The following is a 16,933-nucleotide window of genomic DNA, read 5'->3' as shown; positions in this document are numbered from 1 at the left end:
ACGCCAAACGCACAAACGCGCCGCCTTATCGTCAGTTATCAGAATAATATGCTGGTCATAAGCGCTGAGGTCTAAGTAAAGATGGGTAAAAGCACTATGGCTTCTGGCGTGGTTTTTTTATGCTTCGTTATTAATAACATCTGTCATAAGAGAGTGACTCATGGATCGTATAATTACGTCGTCGCGTGACCGTTCATCGCTGCTCAGCACGCACAAAGTTCTGCGGAACACCTATTTCCTGCTCAGCCTGACGCTGGCATTTTCTGCCATTACGGCAACGGCAAGCACGGTCCTGATGCTGCCGTCTCCCGGGCTAATTCTGACCCTGGTCGGCATGTACGGGCTGATGTTCCTGACCTATAAGCTGGCCGACAAGCCATCGGGCATCCTCGCGGCCTTCGCCTTTACCGGCTTCCTGGGCTATATCCTTGGGCCGATGCTTAACGCCTATCTGTCGGCGGGTATGGGAGACTTGATCGGCCTGGCGCTGGGCGGTACGGCGCTGGTGTTCTTCTGCTGCTCGGCCTATGTGCTCACGACCCGCAAAGATATGTCTTTCCTTGGCGGAATGCTGATGGCAGGCGTAGTGGTGGTGCTGATCGGTATGGTGGCGAATATCTTCCTGCAGCTGCCGGCTCTGCATCTGGCAATCAGCGCGGTGTTTATTCTGATTTCATCCGGCGCCATTCTGTTTGAAACCAGCAACATCATCCGCGGCGGTGAAACCAACTATATCCGCGCCACCGTGAGCCTGTACGTGTCGCTGTACAACATCTTTGTCAGCCTGCTCAGCATTCTGGGCTTCGCCAGCAAAGACTAATCTCTCTCGCGTTCTTCTCGGGCCCTGCTTATGCGGGGCCTTTTTTTTTGCTAAACTGCCGCCAGTTTTAGCGGTATGTGAAGAATTATGTTTATCTTTGAAGGCAATGAAATTGAGACCGATAGCGAAGGCTATCTGAAGGATACCACCCTCTGGAGCGAAGCCCTGGCAACCGCCATCGCCGAGCGGGAAGGTATTGTTCTGTCGACTGAACACTGGGAGGTCGTGCGTTTTGTCCGCGACTTTTATCTGGAGTTCAACACCTCGCCGGCCATTCGGATGCTGGTGAAGGCGATGGCAAATAAGTTCGGCGAGGAGAAAGGCAACAGCCGCTATCTCTACCGCCTGTTCCCCAAAGGCCCCGCCAAACAGGCAACGAAAATTGCCGGGCTGCCCAAACCGGTGAAATGCATCTAGTACAGAATAGAGAACTTTTGCCACTCTCTGGTGGGTTGATGGGGCTCGGTGTGCACCCGGTCGACCCGCGCGCTGCGGGGCCCGCCCTCCTTCAGCCAGCTCACCAGCGCCGCTACCTGCTCCGCCTCGCCGCAGGCCAGCACCTCTACGCTGCCGTCGTCAAGATTGCGCGCGTAACCCGTCAGTCCTAAGCGTAGCGCCTCCCGCTGCGTCGTGTAGCGAAAGCCTACCCCCTGAACTGAACCGTATACCCATGCCATCGTGCAGAGCGTCGCCATGATTGATCTCCTTTGTTGCCAATAACTCTATGCTGAGAATAGCAAATTCTGGCTAGCGTACGTGCTTCGGCAACAGGCCATAGTGCTGACGAAAGCGCGCCGTGAAGCGCGAACCGGACTGATAGCCGCTGTTCACGGCGATTTCGCCTATCGGTAATGAGGTCGATTGTAGCTGGCCGAGGGCATAGGCCATACGCACCTCCTCAACAATCTGGCGAAAACTTTGATCTTCCTGCTGCAGGCGACGGCGCAGCGTCGATTCCCCAAGAAACAGCATCTTCGCCACCCGCGGGACGCTCCAGGCCTGCGCGGGCGACAGCATGATAATTTGCCGTACCTGGCCGCTCAGATTCTGCTGTCGCTCATTGAGCAGCGGCCCGGCGTAGCCCGCCTGATGCAGCGCCAGCAGCAGCCCCATAGCCTGATGATGCTGCAGCTCCGCCGACAGCCCGCTGCGCACCGCCTGCAGGACGTTTTGCCACATAAACAGCAGGTCCGAGGTCGCCGGTGCGCACAGGGAGGTGAGTCGCCCGGGCTGCGGCTCGCTCATATAGCGGGCTTTAAAATCCGCCAGCAGGTCCGGCGTCAGAGAGAGCAGATCGGAGCGAAACAGCCCGTTATCCGGCTGATTAATTACCTCGAGCTCAAGATCGGCGGGCAGAATAATCAGCTGCTGCGGCGTAGCCAGCATCTGGCTAACGCCCTGAACGATAATCTTGCTGCCGCGATTGACCCGACACAGAGCGGGGGTAAATAGCGTCACGCGATGCAGTTTATACAGGCGCCTGGAGGTAATTTCCGCCGCGGTTAAGGCGTTATGGCGAAAGTTTATATTCTGCATCTGGCCATCCTTACGGGGTTAGCGCCCTGCCCTTGCCGTCAGCTGCGCGCTGGCGATAGCGTGGCTATGCAACATAAATCCGACCAGCGCACCGCTGGCCTGGGCATCAATGGGTAATGTCGGCGTATCAAGCGCCCACACGGTAAAGCGGTAGCGGTGAGGCTTATCGCCGGCGGGTGGACAGGCGCCGCCAAATCCGGCATAGCCAAAATCATTGCGTCCCTGAACCGCTCCGCCCGGCAGTTTAGCGCTGTTTTTATCTCCGGCACCAGCGGCTAAGCTCGTCACGCTGCTGCTGATATTCACCACCGTCCAGTGCCACCAGCCGCTGCCGGTTGGTGCATCCGGATCGTAGGCGGTGACGGCAAAGCTGCGGGTCCCCGACGGCGCGTTTTTCCAGGCCAGCTGCGGCGAGACGTTGCCGCCGGTGCAGCCAAAACCGCTGAACCAATGTACCTGAGCGAGGCTGCCTTCATCCCGCATATCGCCGCTGGTGACCTGAAACTGCGCCGCTGCCGCGCTGCCGCTTATCGCTAACATCAAAACCGCTGCTAAGCCGGATCCTGTTTTCATTGCATTTTCCTCCATTGGGTTGAGGAAAACACTGTAAGATCCGCGGGTGATTTTTATTGTGCCAAAGTGCCTGTGTTTTGTGCCGAAACGCTCACCTGCTGGCGCAGCGGGCATGGTGCTTGCGGCGGCGACATGTGCTAACCTACGCGCCATTTTTCGGTGCCGACATTCCCGTTGCTAAAGGTAGCCCCATGACAGATTCCATTTTCCCCCGCTTAGTGTTGACCAAAGGACGCGAGAAATCCCTGCTGCGTCGCCATCCCTGGATTTTCTCCGGCGCCGTCGCCCGTATGGAAGGTAAAGCCCGTTCCGGCGAAACTATCGATATCGTTGATTCGCAGGGGAAATGGCTTGCTCGCGGCGCGTTCTCTCCGTCGTCGCAGATCCGCGCGCGCGTCTGGAGTTTTGACCGCAGCGAGGAGATCGATATTGCCTTTTTCGAACGCCGTCTGCAGCAGGCGCAAACCTGGCGCGAATGGCTGGCGGAGCGCGATGGCCTCGACAGCTATCGTCTGATTGCCGGCGAGTCTGACGGGCTTCCGGGCGTGACTATCGACCGCTTCGGCAATTTTTTTGTTCTGCAGCTGCTTAGCGCTGGCGCAGAATATCAGCGCGCCTCCATCGTTAGCGCGCTACAAACGCTGTTCCCGACCTGCTCCATCTACGATCGCAGCGATGTCGCGGTACGTAAAAAAGAGGGTTTGGATCTGGCGCAGGGCCTGGTTACCGGCGAAATGCCGCCTGCGCTGCTGCCCATCACCGAGCACGGAATGCAGCTGCTGGTGGATATTCAGGGCGGCCACAAAACCGGCTACTATCTCGATCAGCGCGATAGCCGCCTGGCGACCCGCCGCTATGTTGCCGACAAACGCGTCCTCAACTGCTTCTCCTATACCGGCGGTTTCGCCGTTTCTGCCCTGATGGGCGGCTGCAGCCAGGTGATCAGCGTCGACACCTCTCAGGAAGCGCTGGACGTGGCGAAGCAGAATATCGAACTGAACCAGCTCGATCTCTCCAAAGCTGAATTTGTCCGCGATGACGTCTTTAAGCTGCTGCGTAAGTATCGTGACCAGAATGAAAAATTTGATGTGATCGTGATGGACCCGCCGAAGTTTGTTGAGAATAAAAGCCAACTGATGGGCGCCTGTCGCGGCTATAAAGATATCAACATGCTGGCTATCCAGCTGCTCAATCCCGGCGGGATCCTGCTGACCTTCTCCTGCTCGGGCCTGATGGCTACCGATTTATTTCAGAAAATCATCGCCGATGCCGCAATTGACGCCGGACGTGATGTACAATTTATAGAACAGTTCCGCCAGGCTGCCGACCATCCCGTGATCGCAACCTACCCGGAAGGTCTGTATCTGAAAGGGTTTGCCTGCCGCATCATGTAACTTGAAAAGCGCAACGTTGCCCGCATATAGCAGGTAATAACGTTTCCCAGGAGGTGCCTATGATTGCCAGCAAATTCGGTATCGGCCAGCAGGTTCGCCATACTCTGTTAGGCTTCCTCGGCGTGGTCGTTGATATCGATCCAGAATATTCGCTTGCAGAACCGGCGGAGGATGAAATTGCGGCCAACGACGAGCTGCGGGCGCTGCCCTGGTATCATGTGGTGATGGAAGATGAGGATGGTCAGCCCGTTCATACCTATCTTGCCGAAGCGCAGCTCAGCAGCGAGCCCAGCGATGAGCATCCTGAGCAGCCGTCAATGGATGAGCTGGCAAGGACCATTCGCCAGCAGCTTCAGGCGCCTCGACTGCGCAACTAGCAGAAAAAACCCCGCAACGGCGGGGTTTTTTATTTACTTCGCCAGACCTAATCTCGGGATTTCAATCGCCGGACAGCGATCCATCACCACGTTTAGCCCTGCCTCTCGTGCCAGAACAGCCGCCTGCTCGTTAATCACGCCTAGCTGCAGCCACAGCGTTTTCGCACCGATGGCAATGGCCTCCTGAGCAACGCCCAGCGCCGCATCGGAGTTGCGAAAGACGTCGACCATATCCACTTTTTCCGCAACATCTGCCAGCGTTGCGTAACCCTGTTGCCCCATGAGGGTTTCACCCGCCACCTTCGGTGAAACCGGGATCACGTGATACCCCTGCTCCAGCAGATACTTCATCACCCGGTAGCTTGGGCGGTCCGGTTTGTCACTGGCTCCCACCAGCGCAATCGTCCGGGTTGAGGTCAGAATACCTGCGATATCGTTCTCTTTCATTTTATCCTCCCGCTATTTAGCCCAAGTGTAAGCTAATCCGGGCTAACCGGCCATCTGCCCTGACTCGCGGCTACGTCAAAATTTTTCACCCTGATGCTTGCAGCAGCAGTCACTTCCAGTAATCTGTCTGCAGGCTAAAATGTGGAATGAAATTATGGAACTGACGACACGTACGCTACCCGCGCGCAAACATATCGCTCTGGTTGCTCACGATCACTGTAAAGATATGCTGATGAAGTGGGTTGCTCGCCACCAGGCGCTGCTGGCTCAACACGAACTCTACGCAACGGGTACCACCGGAAACCTTATCTCCAGGGCAACCGGGCTTGAAGTGAACGCGATGCTCAGCGGCCCGATGGGCGGCGACCAGCAGGTCGGCGCGCTGATTGCAGAGGGGAAAATTGATGTGCTGATTTTCTTCTGGGATCCGCTAAACGCCGTGCCTCACGACCCGGACGTTAAGGCGCTGCTGCGTCTGGCGACGGTATGGAATATTCCCGTTGCGACCAATGCCTCAACCGCCGACTTTATTATCCTGTCGCCGCACTTTGGCGAGCCTCTCGATATTCTGATCCCGGATTATCAGCGTTACCTGGCGGAACGCCTTAAGTAGCCCCTGCTGGCGGCCAGGCCGCCAGCCGTTAAGGTTTTCTTGCTACCGGTACATCCAGCGCTTCCAGCATCTCCACAAACGCGGACGGCCGCTCTTTGTTGAACAGCAGCCAAACGCGAAGACGCGCACGCGTGACGGCAACGTACAGCAAGCGCCGCTCTTCTGCATCGGGAAAATCCTCCGGCTGCGGCAGCAGCGCCTCTTCCATGATCGACTCTCGCGCCGGAGCCGGGAACGCATCATCGCCATCCTGAAGCCCAAGGACAATCACGTAATCTGCCTGCTGCCCTTTGCTGGCATGGATCGTCATAAAATCGAGCTGCAGATTCGGCCATCGCGTAGCGGCCTTCTCCAGCGCGGCGGGTTTCAGATGATGGTAGCGCGCCAATAGCAGGATCCGCTGATCCGCTTTCACATAGCCGCTCAGCTTATCGAGCAAATCATCAAGCTTATCGTCCGCCAGCAGCGTAACGGCTTTTTTATCCCCGGCGGTCAGGCTGTTGAGCGGCTTGCTCAGCTGGTGTGGGTTCTGTTGAATAAAACCGTTCGCCACTTCGCCAATGCGGCCATTAAATCGGTACGTGGTATCCAGCGCGCAGCAGTCCCCTTCGCCAAAATAGTGATTGAACGCGGTGGTCAGCGAAAGCTGGGCGCCGCTGAAGCGATAGATTGCCTGCCAGTCGTCGCCGACCGCAAATAGCGTGGCCTGGGTATTCTGCCGGCGCAGCGCGGCCAGCAGCGAAGCCCGCTGCGGTGAAATATCCTGAAATTCATCGACCAGAATATGCTTCCACGGGCTGACAAAGCGTCCTTTATCAAGAATATTGATGGCCTGATGGATCAGGCCGGAGAAATCGACCGCATTTTCCTCTTTCAGCGCCGTTTTCCACGCCTTCAGCAGCGGAGCCATTAATTTTACGCGCTTAGCAAAAAGCTCGCGTATATCCTCCGGCGCGCCGGCGATCATCTCCGCCTGTGAACCGCCGTGCATACGCATCAGGCTGACCCAGCGATCGAGACGGCTCGCCATTCGCCGCTCTATTTTTTTGTCCTGCCAGAAATCGGTTTCCGGAACCTGCCAGCCCATCTCTTCTTCCAGCCACTGTCGCCAACCTTTGGCGTGAGCTTTTTTCTCCCGGCACTGCTGCTGCCAGTTTTTCAGCAGCAGCGCCTGGCGCGCCGGACCGTCGCTCTCAAGCCGACTAATAGACGGTACTTTTTTACTGCCCTGCTGGATGATATGCAGAGCCAGGGAGTGAAACGTCCGCGCCGAAATATCTTCGGAGCCCAACCGCTCGCGAATGCGCTCATCCATCTCCTGCGCCGCCTGACGACCAAACGCCAGCAGCAGGATCTGCTCCGCCGCCGCTTCACCTCTGGTCAGCAGCCATCCGGCACGGGCAACCAGCACCGAGGTCTTGCCGCTGCCGGCCCCGGCAAGCACCAGCAGAGAGCGCTCGCCGTTCACTACCGCTCGCGCCTGCGCCGGGTTAAGCGGTGACGACTCCACGCCCGCAAAAAATGCGCCGTACTGCTCGAGCATCGAGGCCGTGAAAGCCTGATTGTGGGCCAGCCGGGCCACCTCGGTATCACCCAGCCAGCTCTGACATTGACGCCACAGCTCGCGGCAGTTGTCGAAAGCGTCAAGCCGGCTGGTCGGTATCGGCAGTCCGGTGAGCGCCCGCCGAATTTTTCCCTGCACCTCGCTGACCTGCTGACGGGTCAGCCACTTGCCCTCTGCGCTGGAGCGGGCGATCTCAGCCAGCTGCTGGCTCAGCACCTCGGCGGCAATGGCGCTCATGTCCGCGCTCCACTGCTGCCATAGCGTATTCAGATGATGAAAGAAACGCTGAGTTTCATTCCATTCGGTACCATGCAAACGCACGACCTTGCCATCCGGCAGTACGAACTCAAGCTCGCCCCAGACCAGCCCACGCCGACAATGAACTGACAATAACTGATTGAAAGGTATAAGATACTCGTGGCTATCGCCGGAAACTTTTACCCCGGCGTTAAGCAGCTGCACCCTATCATAGGGATGCTGCGCCATGCGTTTGCCCAATGTTGTCGCTTTAAGTTCCATATCATGCCGAATTTCAATCAGGTTGGATGTTTTTAAGTTTAACCGCCAGTGACCGGGTGCTCCAGCGTAAAAAACGTTACAATGGCCGGGTCTTATTATCCACAGGAGTGAACGGAGGGTTTATGCGTACCATTCTGAATATTTTGAACTTTATCCTCGGCGGTTTCGCCACTACGCTGGGATGGCTGCTGGCGACGCTGGTCAGCATCATTCTGATCTTCACGCTGCCGCTGACCCGCTCATGCTGGGAAATTACCCGACTCTCTCTTTTACCCTATGGGAATGAAGCCATTCACGTCGATGAGCTCGAGCCGCAGGGCAAAAATAGCCTGCTGAACGCAGGCGGTACCGTGCTGAATATTCTATGGTTTATTTTCTTCGGCTGGTGGCTGTGCCTGATGCATATCTTTAGCGGTATCGCCCAGTGCCTGACCATTATCGGTATCCCGGTGGGCATTGCTAACTTTAAAATTGCCGCTATTGCGCTGTGGCCCGTGGGACGCAGGGTTGTTTCCGTCGAAACCGCCCGCGCCGCGCGTGAAGCGAATGCGCGCCGTCGCTTCCAGTAATCGGACGGAATACTGACATGCTTAGCCCCCTGCTACGCCGTTATACATGGAACAGCGCCTGGCTCTATAACGCCAGGATTTTCATCGCGCTTTGCGGCACAACCGCCGTTCCATGGTGGCTTGGCGAAGTAAAACTAACGATTCCATTAACGCTCGGGGTCGTTGCCGCCGCGTTAACCGATCTCGACGACCGCCTGACCGGGCGGTTACGCAATCTGGCCATCACCCTGGTGTGCTTTTTTATCGCATCGGCTTCGGTGGAGCTGCTCTTTCCCTGGCCGTGGCTATTTGCTATCGGTTTAACCCTCTCGACCACCGGGTTTATTTTGCTCGGCGGTCTGGGGCAGCGTTACGCCACTATTGCCTTCGGCGCTCTGCTGATCGCTATCTACACCATGCTGGGGGTCACGCTCTACGATCGCTGGTATCTGCAGCCGTTATTTTTGCTGACCGGTGCCGTTTGGTACAACCTGCTGACGCTGGCCGGACATATAATTTTCCCGATTCGCCCGCTTCAGGACAACCTTGCGCGCAGCTATGAGCTGCTGGCGCGCTATCTGGATCTCAAATCACGCATGTTTGACCCGGATATTGAAGACGAAAGTCAGGCGCCACTCTACGATCTGGCAATCGCCAATGGCCAGCTGGTTACGACGCTTAACCAGACAAAAACCTCGCTGCTCACCCGCCTGCGCGGCGACCGCGGGCAGCGAGGTACCCGACGGACGCTGCAGTATTACTTCGTTGCCCAGGATATCCACGAACGCGCCAGCTCATCGCATATCCAGTACCAAACGCTCCGCGACCGTTTTCGCTACAGTGACATCATGTTCCGCTTTCAGCGCATGCTATCGATGCAGGCTCAGGCGTGTCAGAAGTTATCCCGTGCTATTTTGCTGCGCGAACCCTACCAGCACGATGCGCATTTCGAGCGCGCATTTATGCATCTTGACGCCGCGCTCGACCGCGTACGGGCCAGCGGAGAGCCGTTAGAGCAGGTCAAAGCGCTGGGCTTCCTGCTGAATAACCTGAGAGCCATTGACGCTCAGCTCGCAACCATCGAGTCCGCTCAGGTTGCCGCACCCGCGCACGGGACCACGGAAAATTTACTCGCAGAGGACCGTCTTAGCGGCTTCAGCGATATCTGGCTGCGCTTACGCCGCAACCTGTCACCGGAATCGGCCCTCTTTCGCCACGCGGTGAGGATGTCGCTGGTACTGTGCGCAGGCTACGCGTTTATCCAGCTAACCGGGCTAAATCACGGCTACTGGATACTGCTGACCAGCCTGTTTGTTTGTCAGCCAAACTATAACGCCACCCGTCACCGCCTGGCCCTGAGGATTATTGGCACCCTGGTGGGGGTGGCTATTGGTCTACCAATACTGCTGCTGGTACCCTCGGTCGAAGGCCAGCTGCTGCTGATCGTCCTTACCGGCGTCCTGTTCTTTGCCTTTCGCAACGTACAATATGCCCATGCCACAATGTTTATTACCCTACTGGTTCTGCTCTGCTTTAATCTGCTGGGGGAAGGCTTTGAAGTCGCTCTGCCGCGCATCTTCGATACCCTCATCGGCTGTGCGATCGCCTGGGCTGCGGTCAGCTTTATTTGGCCGGACTGGAAATTCCGTAACCTGCCGCGGGTTCTGGATCAGGCCATAAACGCCAACTGCCGATACCTCGACGCCATTCTTGAACAGTATCACCAGGGGCGCGATAACCGCCTGGCGTATCGGGTTGCGCGACGGGATGCCCATAGCCGGGACGGTGAGCTGGCTTCAGTAGTATCAAATTTATCAACGGAGCCCCGGGCTAATGTCGATATTCGTGAAACGGCCTTCCGCTTGCTCTGCCTGAATCATACCTTTACCAGCTACATTTCAGCGCTGGGGGCGCACCGGGAGAAGCTGACCACGCCGGAGACGTTGGCGCTGCTGGATGACGCCGTCTGCTACGTAGATGATGCACTCCATCATTCACCGGCCGACGAACAGCGGGTACAGCAGGCACTCATCCGCCTGCAAACCCGGATCCAACACCTCGAACCTCGCGCCGATAGCAAAGAGCCGCTGGTGCTCCAGCAAATCGGTCTGCTATTAGCGCTATTACCGGAAATCTGCCGCCTGCAGCAGCAGGTGGCAGTTCGGTCAGAGTAAATCGCGGCCAGCCTTACCGCTGGTTAAGAGCCCACTCCTGCAGCTCCTGACGCCGTGCCGTCGGGAGCGCAGCGGCGTGAACGCCGGTAATCGCCCCTTCCAGTGAATAGAGAATATTCAGCGTCACGGCCTTATTCGACTCTCGCAGCTTTAGCCACGCACGCTGTGCTCCAATATGACGCAGCGCCTGCTGATCTATTACTCCCGAGTTAATTAATAGTAGCTCCATATGAAAACTAATATTTGGCAGATCTTTCAACCTGCCGGAATAACGCTGCTGGTTTTTTTCCTTTTGCGCCGCCTGCAATGAAAGCGACGATAGTTTGAAAAGCATTTTACTGTCACACCAAAGCGTTTCATTTATCTGATAATATTTAAGCAAAATTGGCCGCCCGTTCTTTCGCATTTTTAAAAGCTGATTTTCATGAGCCACGCAATATGCGGCGCCCTGCTCACAAATCTTAAGATAGATCTCCCCCTCTGCAACCATCGCAAATACGGTGTTGTCTATTGCCAGGCTATAGCCACCAAACAAAGGACGGCAGATTATTTTTCCTAATGGCGACAAGCACTTCTGAAATTTATGAAACCGTAGGGATGATATTTTTTTCATGATTATTCCTTGGTTAATCATGCGAATACTAAGTCATTTAGTTAACGGATCCGTTAGTTCAGAAAATAAGTGAGTTCCTTTATTGCAGCAAGATGATTTTAACGTTCGGCTCAATCAACTCACCATTTTGCGAGGTGCTTTCAAGAAATTACGCCTGCGTGAAACCTGATGTATTAAAGATAAAATATAAACGGAGCATTAATTAATAGTGGCACAAATAGTTTGTACTCAAGGAGAGCGACTCTAAACCTGGAGCTTCAAAAAAATGTGCGACCAGGCTCGCACGGCTTGCTGCTTATTGCGCAAAAATTTATGCCACGGCTTGAGCCTGACGAGAGCAGGTCGTGGCGGGCATGGCCGACAACGTCGAACAAATTTCGAGCGAGGACACGATAAATGAGGTTGATCTTTTCACCGCCCGGATATACTGTATATGCATACAGTAACCACAGGCGGAAATAGACAATGCTTACTTCAGCTTACGCAAATCGTTCATCACTGACTTCTGCTTCAGTACGTCGCCAATCCCATGACGCCGTCGAACAACCAGCCAGCGGGCTGATTAGTGAGATTGTCTACCGTGAAGATCAGCCGATGATGACGCAGTTGCTGCTGCTTCCTTTATTACAGCAGCTGGGTCAGCAATCCCGCTGGCAGCTCTGGCTCACGCCAAAACAGAAGCTGAGCCGCGAGTGGGTGCAATCCTCCGGCCTGCCGCTGTCGAAAGTCATGCAGATAAACCAGCTCTCCCCTTACAACACGGTAGAGTCAATGATTCGCGCCCTGCGTACGGGTAACTATAGCGTGGTAATCGGCTGGCTGGCTGATGAGCTGACGGCCGAAGAACATGAACGGCTGGTTAGTGCCGCGGAAGAAGGTCATGCAATGGGGTTCATCATGAGGCCTGTAGGAAATACGAGCCAGCATGGGAGACAACTGAGCGGGCTAAAAATTCACTCTAATTTGTATCACTAAGGCAAATTAGGATTAATCCTAGAATTATTTTTGCGCAGTCCAAAGGCATACTTCTGTGAGGGTTGTTTTTGTGCGGATGCCTGTCTGATGCGGTCTCGCAGGTTTCTCCGGTGAACGAAAACCAACCATATTTGTTAAATATTGTGTATACAACCCTTTTTTTTCATATGCCTGACGGAGTTCACACTTGTAAGTTTCGAACTAAGTTGTAGACTTTACATCGCCAGGGGTGATCGGCTTACGCTGCATGTATCAGCATAGTTAACAACAAGTCACGCCCCGGGTGAAGGATCTAACCGTGAGGTCTTTTGTACCTTCATGGCGAATTTTGGATGATAATGAGGCGCAGAAAATGAAAAAGACAGCTATCGCGATTGCAGTGGCACTGGCTGGCTTCGCTACCGTAGCGCAGGCCGCACCGAAAGATAACACCTGGTATGCAGGTGGTAAACTGGGCTGGTCCCAGTATCACGATACCGGTTTCTACGGTAACGGTTTCCAGGGCAACAATGGCCCAACCCACAACAGCCAGCTCGGTGCTGGTGCGTTCGGTGGCTACCAGGTTAACCCGTACCTTGGTTTTGAAATGGGTTACGACTGGCTGGGCCGCGTAGCATATAAAGGCAGCGTTGATAACGGTGCTTTCAAAGCTCAGGGCGTTCAGCTGACTGCTAAACTGGGTTACCCGATCACTGACGATCTGGACATCTACACCCGTCTGGGTGGTATGGTCTGGCGTGCAGATGCTGACGGCAACTACGGTTCTACCGGTACTTCCCGCAGCGAACACGACACTGGCGTATCCCCGGTATTTGCTGGTGGTATCGAGTGGGCAATGACTCGCGACATCGCTACCCGTCTGGAATACCAGTGGGTTAACAACATCGGTGATGCAGGTACCGTTGGCGCACGTCCTGATAACGGCATGCTGAGCGTAGGTGTTTCCTACCGTTTCGGTCAGGAAGAAGCAGCTCCGGTTGTAGCTCCTGCTCCGGCTCCGGCTCCGGAAGTGACTACCAAGCACTTCACTCTGAAGTCTGACGTACTGTTCAACTTCAACAAATCTACTCTGAAACCGGAAGGCCAGCAGGCTCTGGATCAGCTGTACACCCAGCTGAGCAACATGGATCCGAAAGACGGTTCCGCAGTTGTTCTGGGCTACACTGACCGCATCGGTTCTGACGCTTACAACCAGCAGCTGTCTGAGAAACGTGCTCAGTCCGTTGTTGATTACCTGGTATCTAAAGGTATCCCGGCTGGTAAAATCTCCGCTCGCGGTATGGGCGAATCCAACCCAGTTACTGGCAACACCTGTGACAACGTGAAAGCTCGCGCTGCACTGATCGATTGCCTGGGTCCGGATCGTCGCGTAGAGATCGAAGTTAAAGGTTACAAAGAAGTAGTAGCTCAGCCGCAGGCTTAAGTTTTACTACCGATAAAAAACCCCGCTGATGCGGGGTTTTTTTTGTCTCAAATTTAGCGTCAATGCGAAAAACGCTCGCGCATCGCGCTATCAGCTTTGCGGACTACTCTTTACCCAGCAATACCTGCAGGTCGTGCTTCAGGCTGGACATCTTGCTGGCATACTTCTCTTTATGCTCAGCGTCCTCAATCAGCTGTACGATAGTTTCCGACAGCGTTTTTCCCCGTCGCTGCGCCAGACCCGCGAGACGCTGCCAAACCACAAACTCCAGGTCGATAGACTTTTTACGCGTATGCTGATGCTCAGCGTTAAAATGACGCTTGCGACGCGCGCGGATAGTCTGCTTCATCCGGTTCATTAGCTCCGGATTAATATGCTGATCAATCCAGGTGTTCACCAAAACCGGTTCATTTTCGAGCGTCAGCAAGACATCGACCGCGGCTTGCGCTGCGCTGGCTTCAATATAGCGGGTAATCAGCTCACCTTCCCGGTGCTTTTTAACCAGGTATTTCCATTTCCAGCCGCTTTCAAGATTTTCCAGTTGTTGATATTTCATTGCGATCTCAATGTGACCGTGTAACTCACTTCAGGATATCAGTTTTTTCTCGATGTGCTGAGAATAAATCATCATTCGTGATATGCGTTGCGTCGTTATCGTTAACGCAAACACGATCCTCCGTGTGCTCGGACGCGGCATAAGGTATAATCGCGCGTTTTACATCTCACTAAAAAACAGCGACTTTGACCATTACGAAACTTACCCGAAACGACCTTGCTCCTGATACGGAAAGTTATCAGGCGCTGTTTGCACAAGCTGATTTAGCCCAGCCAGAGACTTCCCTGTCAGGCGAACTGCAGCCCCGTTTATTCTATGCGTTGGAGCAGCTACTGGTGACTCCGACCATTTCACCGTTCATGCTGGTTAAGGCCCCGGAAGAGCCGGAATACCTGCAGTGGTTAGCGGCAGAGACCCGCAGCCTATACCAACCGGCCGCGCCGCTCTACGGCGTGCGCTACCAGGTTAACGGTGGAAACGTCACCCTTTCGCCAGCCAAAAGCGCCGATGATAATTTTGCCAGCACCGCGCCGGTTGAATCTGCCGACTGGATTGAAGCAGAGCAGCTTTTTGGCTGCGTGCGCCAGTTTAACGGCGAAATATCCCTGCAGCCGGGTCTGGTCCATCGCAGCAACGGCGGCGTGCTTATTATCGCCCTGCGCGCGTTATTAGCCCAACCGCTGCTGTGGATGCGCCTGAAGAACATCGTTACCCGCCAGCGCTTCGACTGGCTCTCCATTGATGAGTCTCGCCCGCTGCCGGTCAGCATTCCGTCGATGCCGCTCAATCTGAAGATTATTCTGGTCGGTGAACGCGATTCATTGGCTGATTTTCAGGATATGGAACCTGAGCTCTCGGCCCAGGCGATTTACAGCGAGTATGAAGACAACCTGCAAATCGCCGACGGCGACACCCTGAAACAGTGGTGTCAGTGGGTATGGCAAAACGCACAGCAGCTTGAGCTGCCTGGGCCGGCCGCCGATGCCTGGCCGCTGCTGATTCAGGAAGGCGCACGCTATACCGGCGATCAGGAAACGCTGCCGCTGTGTCCGCTGTGGATTGCCCGCCAGCTGCGCGAAGCCGCTGCTTTCAGCGAAGGTGAGTTTATCTCCGCGGAAGAGATGCAGACCATGCTGGCTCGTCGTGAATGGCGCGAAGGCTATCTTGCCGAGCGGATCCAGGACGAAATCCTGCAAGAGCAAATTTTGATTGAGACCGATGGCGAATGCATCGGGCAAATCAACGCGCTGTCGGTGATCGAATTCCCCGGTCATCCGCGGGCCTTTGGCGAGCCGTCGCGCATCAGCTGTGTCGTCCATATCGGCGACGGTGAATTCATCGACGTTGAGCGCAAGGCCGAGCTGGGCGGTAACATCCATGCCAAAGGCATGATGATTATGCAGGCGTTCCTGATGTCCGAACTGGAACTCGAGCAGCAGCTCCCCTTCTCCGCATCGCTGACCTTCGAGCAATCCTACAGCGAAGTGGACGGCGATAGCGCCTCCATGGCCGAACTGTGCGCTTTAATCAGCGCCCTGGCCGGCGTGCCTATTAACCAAAGTATCGCCGTCACCGGCTCAGTCGATCAGTTCGGCCGCGTACAGCCGGTAGGCGGGCTTAACGAAAAAATTGAAGGCTTCTTCACCATTTGCCAGCAGCGCGAGCTGACCGGCAAACAGGGGGTCATCATTCCTGCGGCGAATGTTCGCCATCTGAGCCTGGCGCCCGAACTACAGCAGGCTGTCGCTGAAGAGAAGTTTTTCATCTGGGCGGTGGAAGACGTTACGGAAGCGCTGCCTATGCTGACCCAGCTGTTGTGGGATGGTGAAGGGCAAACTTTACGCCAAACCATTCAGGAGCGGATTGCGCAGGCGACGCAGCAAGAGAGTCGTCATCGTTTTCCGTGGCCGCTACGCTGGTTAGGTGGTTCAGGTTCTAACTGATCGGACTTGTTCAGCTTACACGTGTTAGCTATCCTGCGTCCCGAACTCAAAATAAGGCTTACTGAAAACATGGTAGATAAACGCGAATCCTATACGAAAGAAGACCTTCTTGCCTCTGGCCGTGGTGAACTGTTTGGCGCAAAAGGCCCGCAGCTGCCCGCGCCAAGTATGCTGATGATGGACCGCGTCATCAAAATGAGCGAAACCGGCGGCAACTACGATAAAGGTTATGTCGAAGCAGAACTCGATATCAACCCGGACCTGTGGTTCTTCGGCTGCCACTTTATCGGCGATCCGGTGATGCCGGGCTGTCTGGGCCTGGACGCAATGTGGCAGCTCGTTGGCTTCTATCTGGGCTGGCTCGGTGGCGAAGGCAAAGGCCGCGCGCTGGGCGTGGGTGAAGTTAAATTCACCGGCCAGGTGCTGCCGACTGCGAAGAAAGTGACCTATCGTATTCACTTTAAACGCGTTGTTAACCGTCGTCTGATTATGGGCCTGGCGGATGGTGAAGTGCTGGTTGACGATCGTCTGATCTACACCGCAGCCGATCTGAAAGTGGGCCTGTTCCAGGACACTTCTGCGTTCTGATAAGCAGTAACGCTTAAAAAAGGCGAAGCCCCCGCTTGGCGGAGGCTTCTTTTTTAAAGAGACAGTCAGGCAGTTTGTACCCTGTCCTCCATGGCTTCTCGCCAGCCTCCTAGCCAGTAGGACCTTTGATTCAGGGTCTGGTAGGGACACATTTCTTTCGATCTTCCGGTTATCCCGGCCTGATATCCACGTTGATGTGCCCGTTCCAGGCGATCTCGTTTTTGTCTCTTCATGCCTCGTTTCCCTCATTCTTTGATCTGGTGGAAAAGA

General features: G+C 55.2%; 19 protein-coding genes. 11 read left to right on the top strand and 8 right to left on the bottom strand.

Annotated features, from left to right (window positions below; genetic code table 11):
- Positions 1–160: 160 nt before the first annotated feature.
- Positions 161–820, top strand: coding sequence for an FtsH protease modulator YccA (gene yccA / locus EDF75_RS03745; protein ID WP_041144843.1), 660 nt, complete (start codon positions 161–163; stop codon positions 818–820).
- Positions 821–907: 87 nt separating this feature from the next.
- Entirely contained in the window at positions 908–1,237 is a 330-nt protein-coding gene (tusE, locus tag EDF75_RS03740) for a sulfurtransferase TusE (protein ID WP_041144842.1), read from the top strand.
- Here the strand turns inward: tusE and yccX are convergent.
- From yccX to EDF75_RS03725, 3 genes are read right to left on the bottom strand one after another with little or no spacing between them, the layout of a single operon-like run.
- On the bottom strand, positions 1,234–1,515 hold the full coding sequence (gene yccX, locus EDF75_RS03735) for an acylphosphatase (RefSeq protein WP_041144841.1): 282 nt from the start codon (positions 1,513–1,515) through the stop codon (positions 1,234–1,236). The two genes, tusE and yccX, sit on opposite strands and share 4 nt — an antisense overlap.
- 52 nt (positions 1,516–1,567) lie before the next feature.
- Positions 1,568–2,356 carry a helix-turn-helix transcriptional regulator gene (locus EDF75_RS03730; protein WP_133597130.1) on the bottom strand — a complete coding sequence of 263 codons (789 nt, stop codon included), beginning with the start codon at positions 2,354–2,356 and terminating at the stop codon, positions 1,568–1,570.
- Positions 2,357–2,374: 18 nt separating this feature from the next.
- Positions 2,375–2,929 (bottom strand): YbhB/YbcL family Raf kinase inhibitor-like protein, encoded by a 555-nt coding sequence (locus EDF75_RS03725; protein WP_123707219.1) that lies wholly within the window; start codon positions 2,927–2,929, stop codon positions 2,375–2,377.
- A 218-nt stretch (positions 2,930–3,147) separates the two neighbouring features.
- Between EDF75_RS03725 and rlmI the strand changes: the two genes are divergently transcribed.
- Entirely contained in the window at positions 3,148–4,323 is a 1,176-nt protein-coding gene (gene rlmI, locus EDF75_RS03720) for a 23S rRNA (cytosine(1962)-C(5))-methyltransferase RlmI (protein WP_172620479.1), read from the top strand.
- A 59-nt stretch (positions 4,324–4,382) separates the two neighbouring features.
- Positions 4,383–4,700 carry a heat shock protein HspQ gene (gene hspQ, locus EDF75_RS03715; protein WP_041144837.1) on the top strand — a complete coding sequence of 106 codons (318 nt, stop codon included), beginning with the start codon at positions 4,383–4,385 and terminating at the stop codon, positions 4,698–4,700.
- A 33-nt stretch (positions 4,701–4,733) separates the two neighbouring features.
- On the opposite strand, the gene EDF75_RS03710 is transcribed toward hspQ, so the two are convergent.
- The gene (locus EDF75_RS03710) at positions 4,734–5,147 is read right to left on the bottom strand and encodes a CoA-binding protein (protein WP_133597128.1); all 414 of its coding nucleotides are present in this window, start codon (positions 5,145–5,147) and stop codon (positions 4,734–4,736) included.
- 154 nt (positions 5,148–5,301) lie between these two features.
- On the opposite strand from EDF75_RS03710, the gene mgsA reads away from it, so the two are divergent.
- Positions 5,302–5,760 carry a methylglyoxal synthase gene (gene mgsA / locus EDF75_RS03705; protein WP_041147568.1) on the top strand — a complete coding sequence of 153 codons (459 nt, stop codon included), beginning with the start codon at positions 5,302–5,304 and terminating at the stop codon, positions 5,758–5,760.
- Positions 5,761–5,788: 28 nt separating this feature from the next.
- Here the strand turns inward: mgsA and helD are convergent, their stop codons facing one another.
- A complete protein-coding gene (gene helD / locus EDF75_RS03700) occupies positions 5,789–7,843 on the bottom strand; it encodes a DNA helicase IV (RefSeq protein ID WP_133597126.1) in 2,055 nt (684 codons plus the stop codon).
- Positions 7,844–7,965: 122 nt separating this feature from the next.
- Between helD and EDF75_RS03695 the strand changes: the two genes are divergently transcribed.
- Complete coding sequence (locus tag EDF75_RS03695) at positions 7,966–8,412, top strand: YccF domain-containing protein (RefSeq protein WP_041144834.1); 447 nt, start codon at positions 7,966–7,968, stop codon at positions 8,410–8,412.
- Between the two features lie 17 nt (positions 8,413–8,429).
- Positions 8,430–10,565 (top strand): YccS family putative transporter, encoded by a 2,136-nt coding sequence (gene yccS / locus EDF75_RS03690; RefSeq protein ID WP_133597124.1) that lies wholly within the window; start codon positions 8,430–8,432, stop codon positions 10,563–10,565.
- Positions 10,566–10,578: 13 nt separating this feature from the next.
- Here the strand turns inward: yccS and EDF75_RS03685 are convergent, their stop codons facing one another.
- Positions 10,579–11,178 (bottom strand): TfoX/Sxy family DNA transformation protein, encoded by a 600-nt coding sequence (locus EDF75_RS03685; protein WP_133597122.1) that lies wholly within the window; start codon positions 11,176–11,178, stop codon positions 10,579–10,581.
- Positions 11,179–11,643: 465 nt separating this feature from the next.
- Here EDF75_RS03685 and sulA point away from each other — a divergent pair, with 465 nt between their 5' ends.
- The gene (gene sulA / locus EDF75_RS03680) at positions 11,644–12,153 is read left to right on the top strand and encodes an SOS-induced cell division inhibitor SulA (protein ID WP_133597120.1); all 510 of its coding nucleotides are present in this window, start codon (positions 11,644–11,646) and stop codon (positions 12,151–12,153) included.
- Positions 12,154–12,505: 352 nt separating this feature from the next.
- Entirely contained in the window at positions 12,506–13,576 is a 1,071-nt protein-coding gene (gene ompA, locus EDF75_RS03675) for a porin OmpA (protein WP_133597118.1), read from the top strand.
- A gap of 103 nt (positions 13,577–13,679) precedes the next feature.
- Here ompA and matP read toward each other — a convergent pair whose 3' ends face one another.
- Positions 13,680–14,132, bottom strand: coding sequence for a macrodomain Ter protein MatP (matP, locus tag EDF75_RS03670; protein WP_041144830.1), 453 nt, complete (start codon positions 14,130–14,132; stop codon positions 13,680–13,682).
- A gap of 185 nt (positions 14,133–14,317) precedes the next feature.
- Here matP and EDF75_RS03665 point away from each other — a divergent pair, with 185 nt between their 5' ends.
- Positions 14,318–16,075 (top strand): AAA family ATPase, encoded by a 1,758-nt coding sequence (locus tag EDF75_RS03665; RefSeq protein ID WP_133597116.1) that lies wholly within the window; start codon positions 14,318–14,320, stop codon positions 16,073–16,075.
- A 69-nt stretch (positions 16,076–16,144) separates the two neighbouring features.
- Positions 16,145–16,663 (top strand): bifunctional 3-hydroxydecanoyl-ACP dehydratase/trans-2-decenoyl-ACP isomerase, encoded by a 519-nt coding sequence (gene fabA / locus EDF75_RS03660; RefSeq protein WP_041144828.1) that lies wholly within the window; start codon positions 16,145–16,147, stop codon positions 16,661–16,663.
- 65 nt (positions 16,664–16,728) lie between these two features.
- On the opposite strand, the gene rmf is transcribed toward fabA, so the two are convergent.
- On the bottom strand, positions 16,729–16,896 hold the full coding sequence (gene rmf / locus EDF75_RS03655; RefSeq protein WP_004871568.1) for a ribosome modulation factor: 168 nt from the start codon (positions 16,894–16,896) through the stop codon (positions 16,729–16,731).
- Positions 16,897–16,933 lie beyond the last annotated feature (37 nt).

This window comes from Klebsiella sp. BIGb0149, from assembly GCF_004362605.1.
Lineage (GTDB): Bacteria > Pseudomonadota > Gammaproteobacteria > Enterobacterales > Enterobacteriaceae > Klebsiella > Klebsiella terrigena.
This window is presented reverse-complemented; position numbering and strand designations above follow the sequence as displayed.

Bases quoted from the DNA above. Each gene is read 5' to 3' on its own strand.
- yccX (WP_041144841.1), bottom strand. From the start codon at position 1,515: ATGGCGACGCTCTGCACGATGGCATGGGTATACGGTTCAGTTCAGGGG.
- helD (WP_133597126.1), bottom strand. From the start codon at position 7,843: ATGGAACTTAAAGCGACAACATTGGGCAAACGCATGGCGCAGCATCCC.
- fabA (WP_041144828.1), top strand. From the start codon at position 16,145: ATGGTAGATAAACGCGAATCCTATACGAAAGAAGACCTTCTTGCCTCT.
- rmf (WP_004871568.1), bottom strand. From the start codon at position 16,896: ATGAAGAGACAAAAACGAGATCGCCTGGAACGGGCACATCAACGTGGA.
- sulA (WP_133597120.1), top strand. From the start codon at position 11,644: ATGCTTACTTCAGCTTACGCAAATCGTTCATCACTGACTTCTGCTTCA.
- matP (WP_041144830.1), bottom strand. From the start codon at position 14,132: ATGAAATATCAACAACTGGAAAATCTTGAAAGCGGCTGGAAATGGAAA.
- EDF75_RS03725 (WP_123707219.1), bottom strand. From the start codon at position 2,929: ATGAAAACAGGATCCGGCTTAGCAGCGGTTTTGATGTTAGCGATAAGC.
- EDF75_RS03685 (WP_133597122.1), bottom strand. From the start codon at position 11,178: ATGAAAAAAATATCATCCCTACGGTTTCATAAATTTCAGAAGTGCTTG.
- yccA (WP_041144843.1), top strand. From the start codon at position 161: ATGGATCGTATAATTACGTCGTCGCGTGACCGTTCATCGCTGCTCAGC.
- yccS (WP_133597124.1), top strand. From the start codon at position 8,430: ATGCTTAGCCCCCTGCTACGCCGTTATACATGGAACAGCGCCTGGCTC.
- ompA (WP_133597118.1), top strand. From the start codon at position 12,506: ATGAAAAAGACAGCTATCGCGATTGCAGTGGCACTGGCTGGCTTCGCT.
- hspQ (WP_041144837.1), top strand. From the start codon at position 4,383: ATGATTGCCAGCAAATTCGGTATCGGCCAGCAGGTTCGCCATACTCTG.
- EDF75_RS03730 (WP_133597130.1), bottom strand. From the start codon at position 2,356: ATGCAGAATATAAACTTTCGCCATAACGCCTTAACCGCGGCGGAAATT.
- EDF75_RS03710 (WP_133597128.1), bottom strand. From the start codon at position 5,147: ATGAAAGAGAACGATATCGCAGGTATTCTGACCTCAACCCGGACGATT.
- tusE (WP_041144842.1), top strand. From the start codon at position 908: ATGTTTATCTTTGAAGGCAATGAAATTGAGACCGATAGCGAAGGCTAT.
- mgsA (WP_041147568.1), top strand. From the start codon at position 5,302: ATGGAACTGACGACACGTACGCTACCCGCGCGCAAACATATCGCTCTG.
- EDF75_RS03695 (WP_041144834.1), top strand. From the start codon at position 7,966: ATGCGTACCATTCTGAATATTTTGAACTTTATCCTCGGCGGTTTCGCC.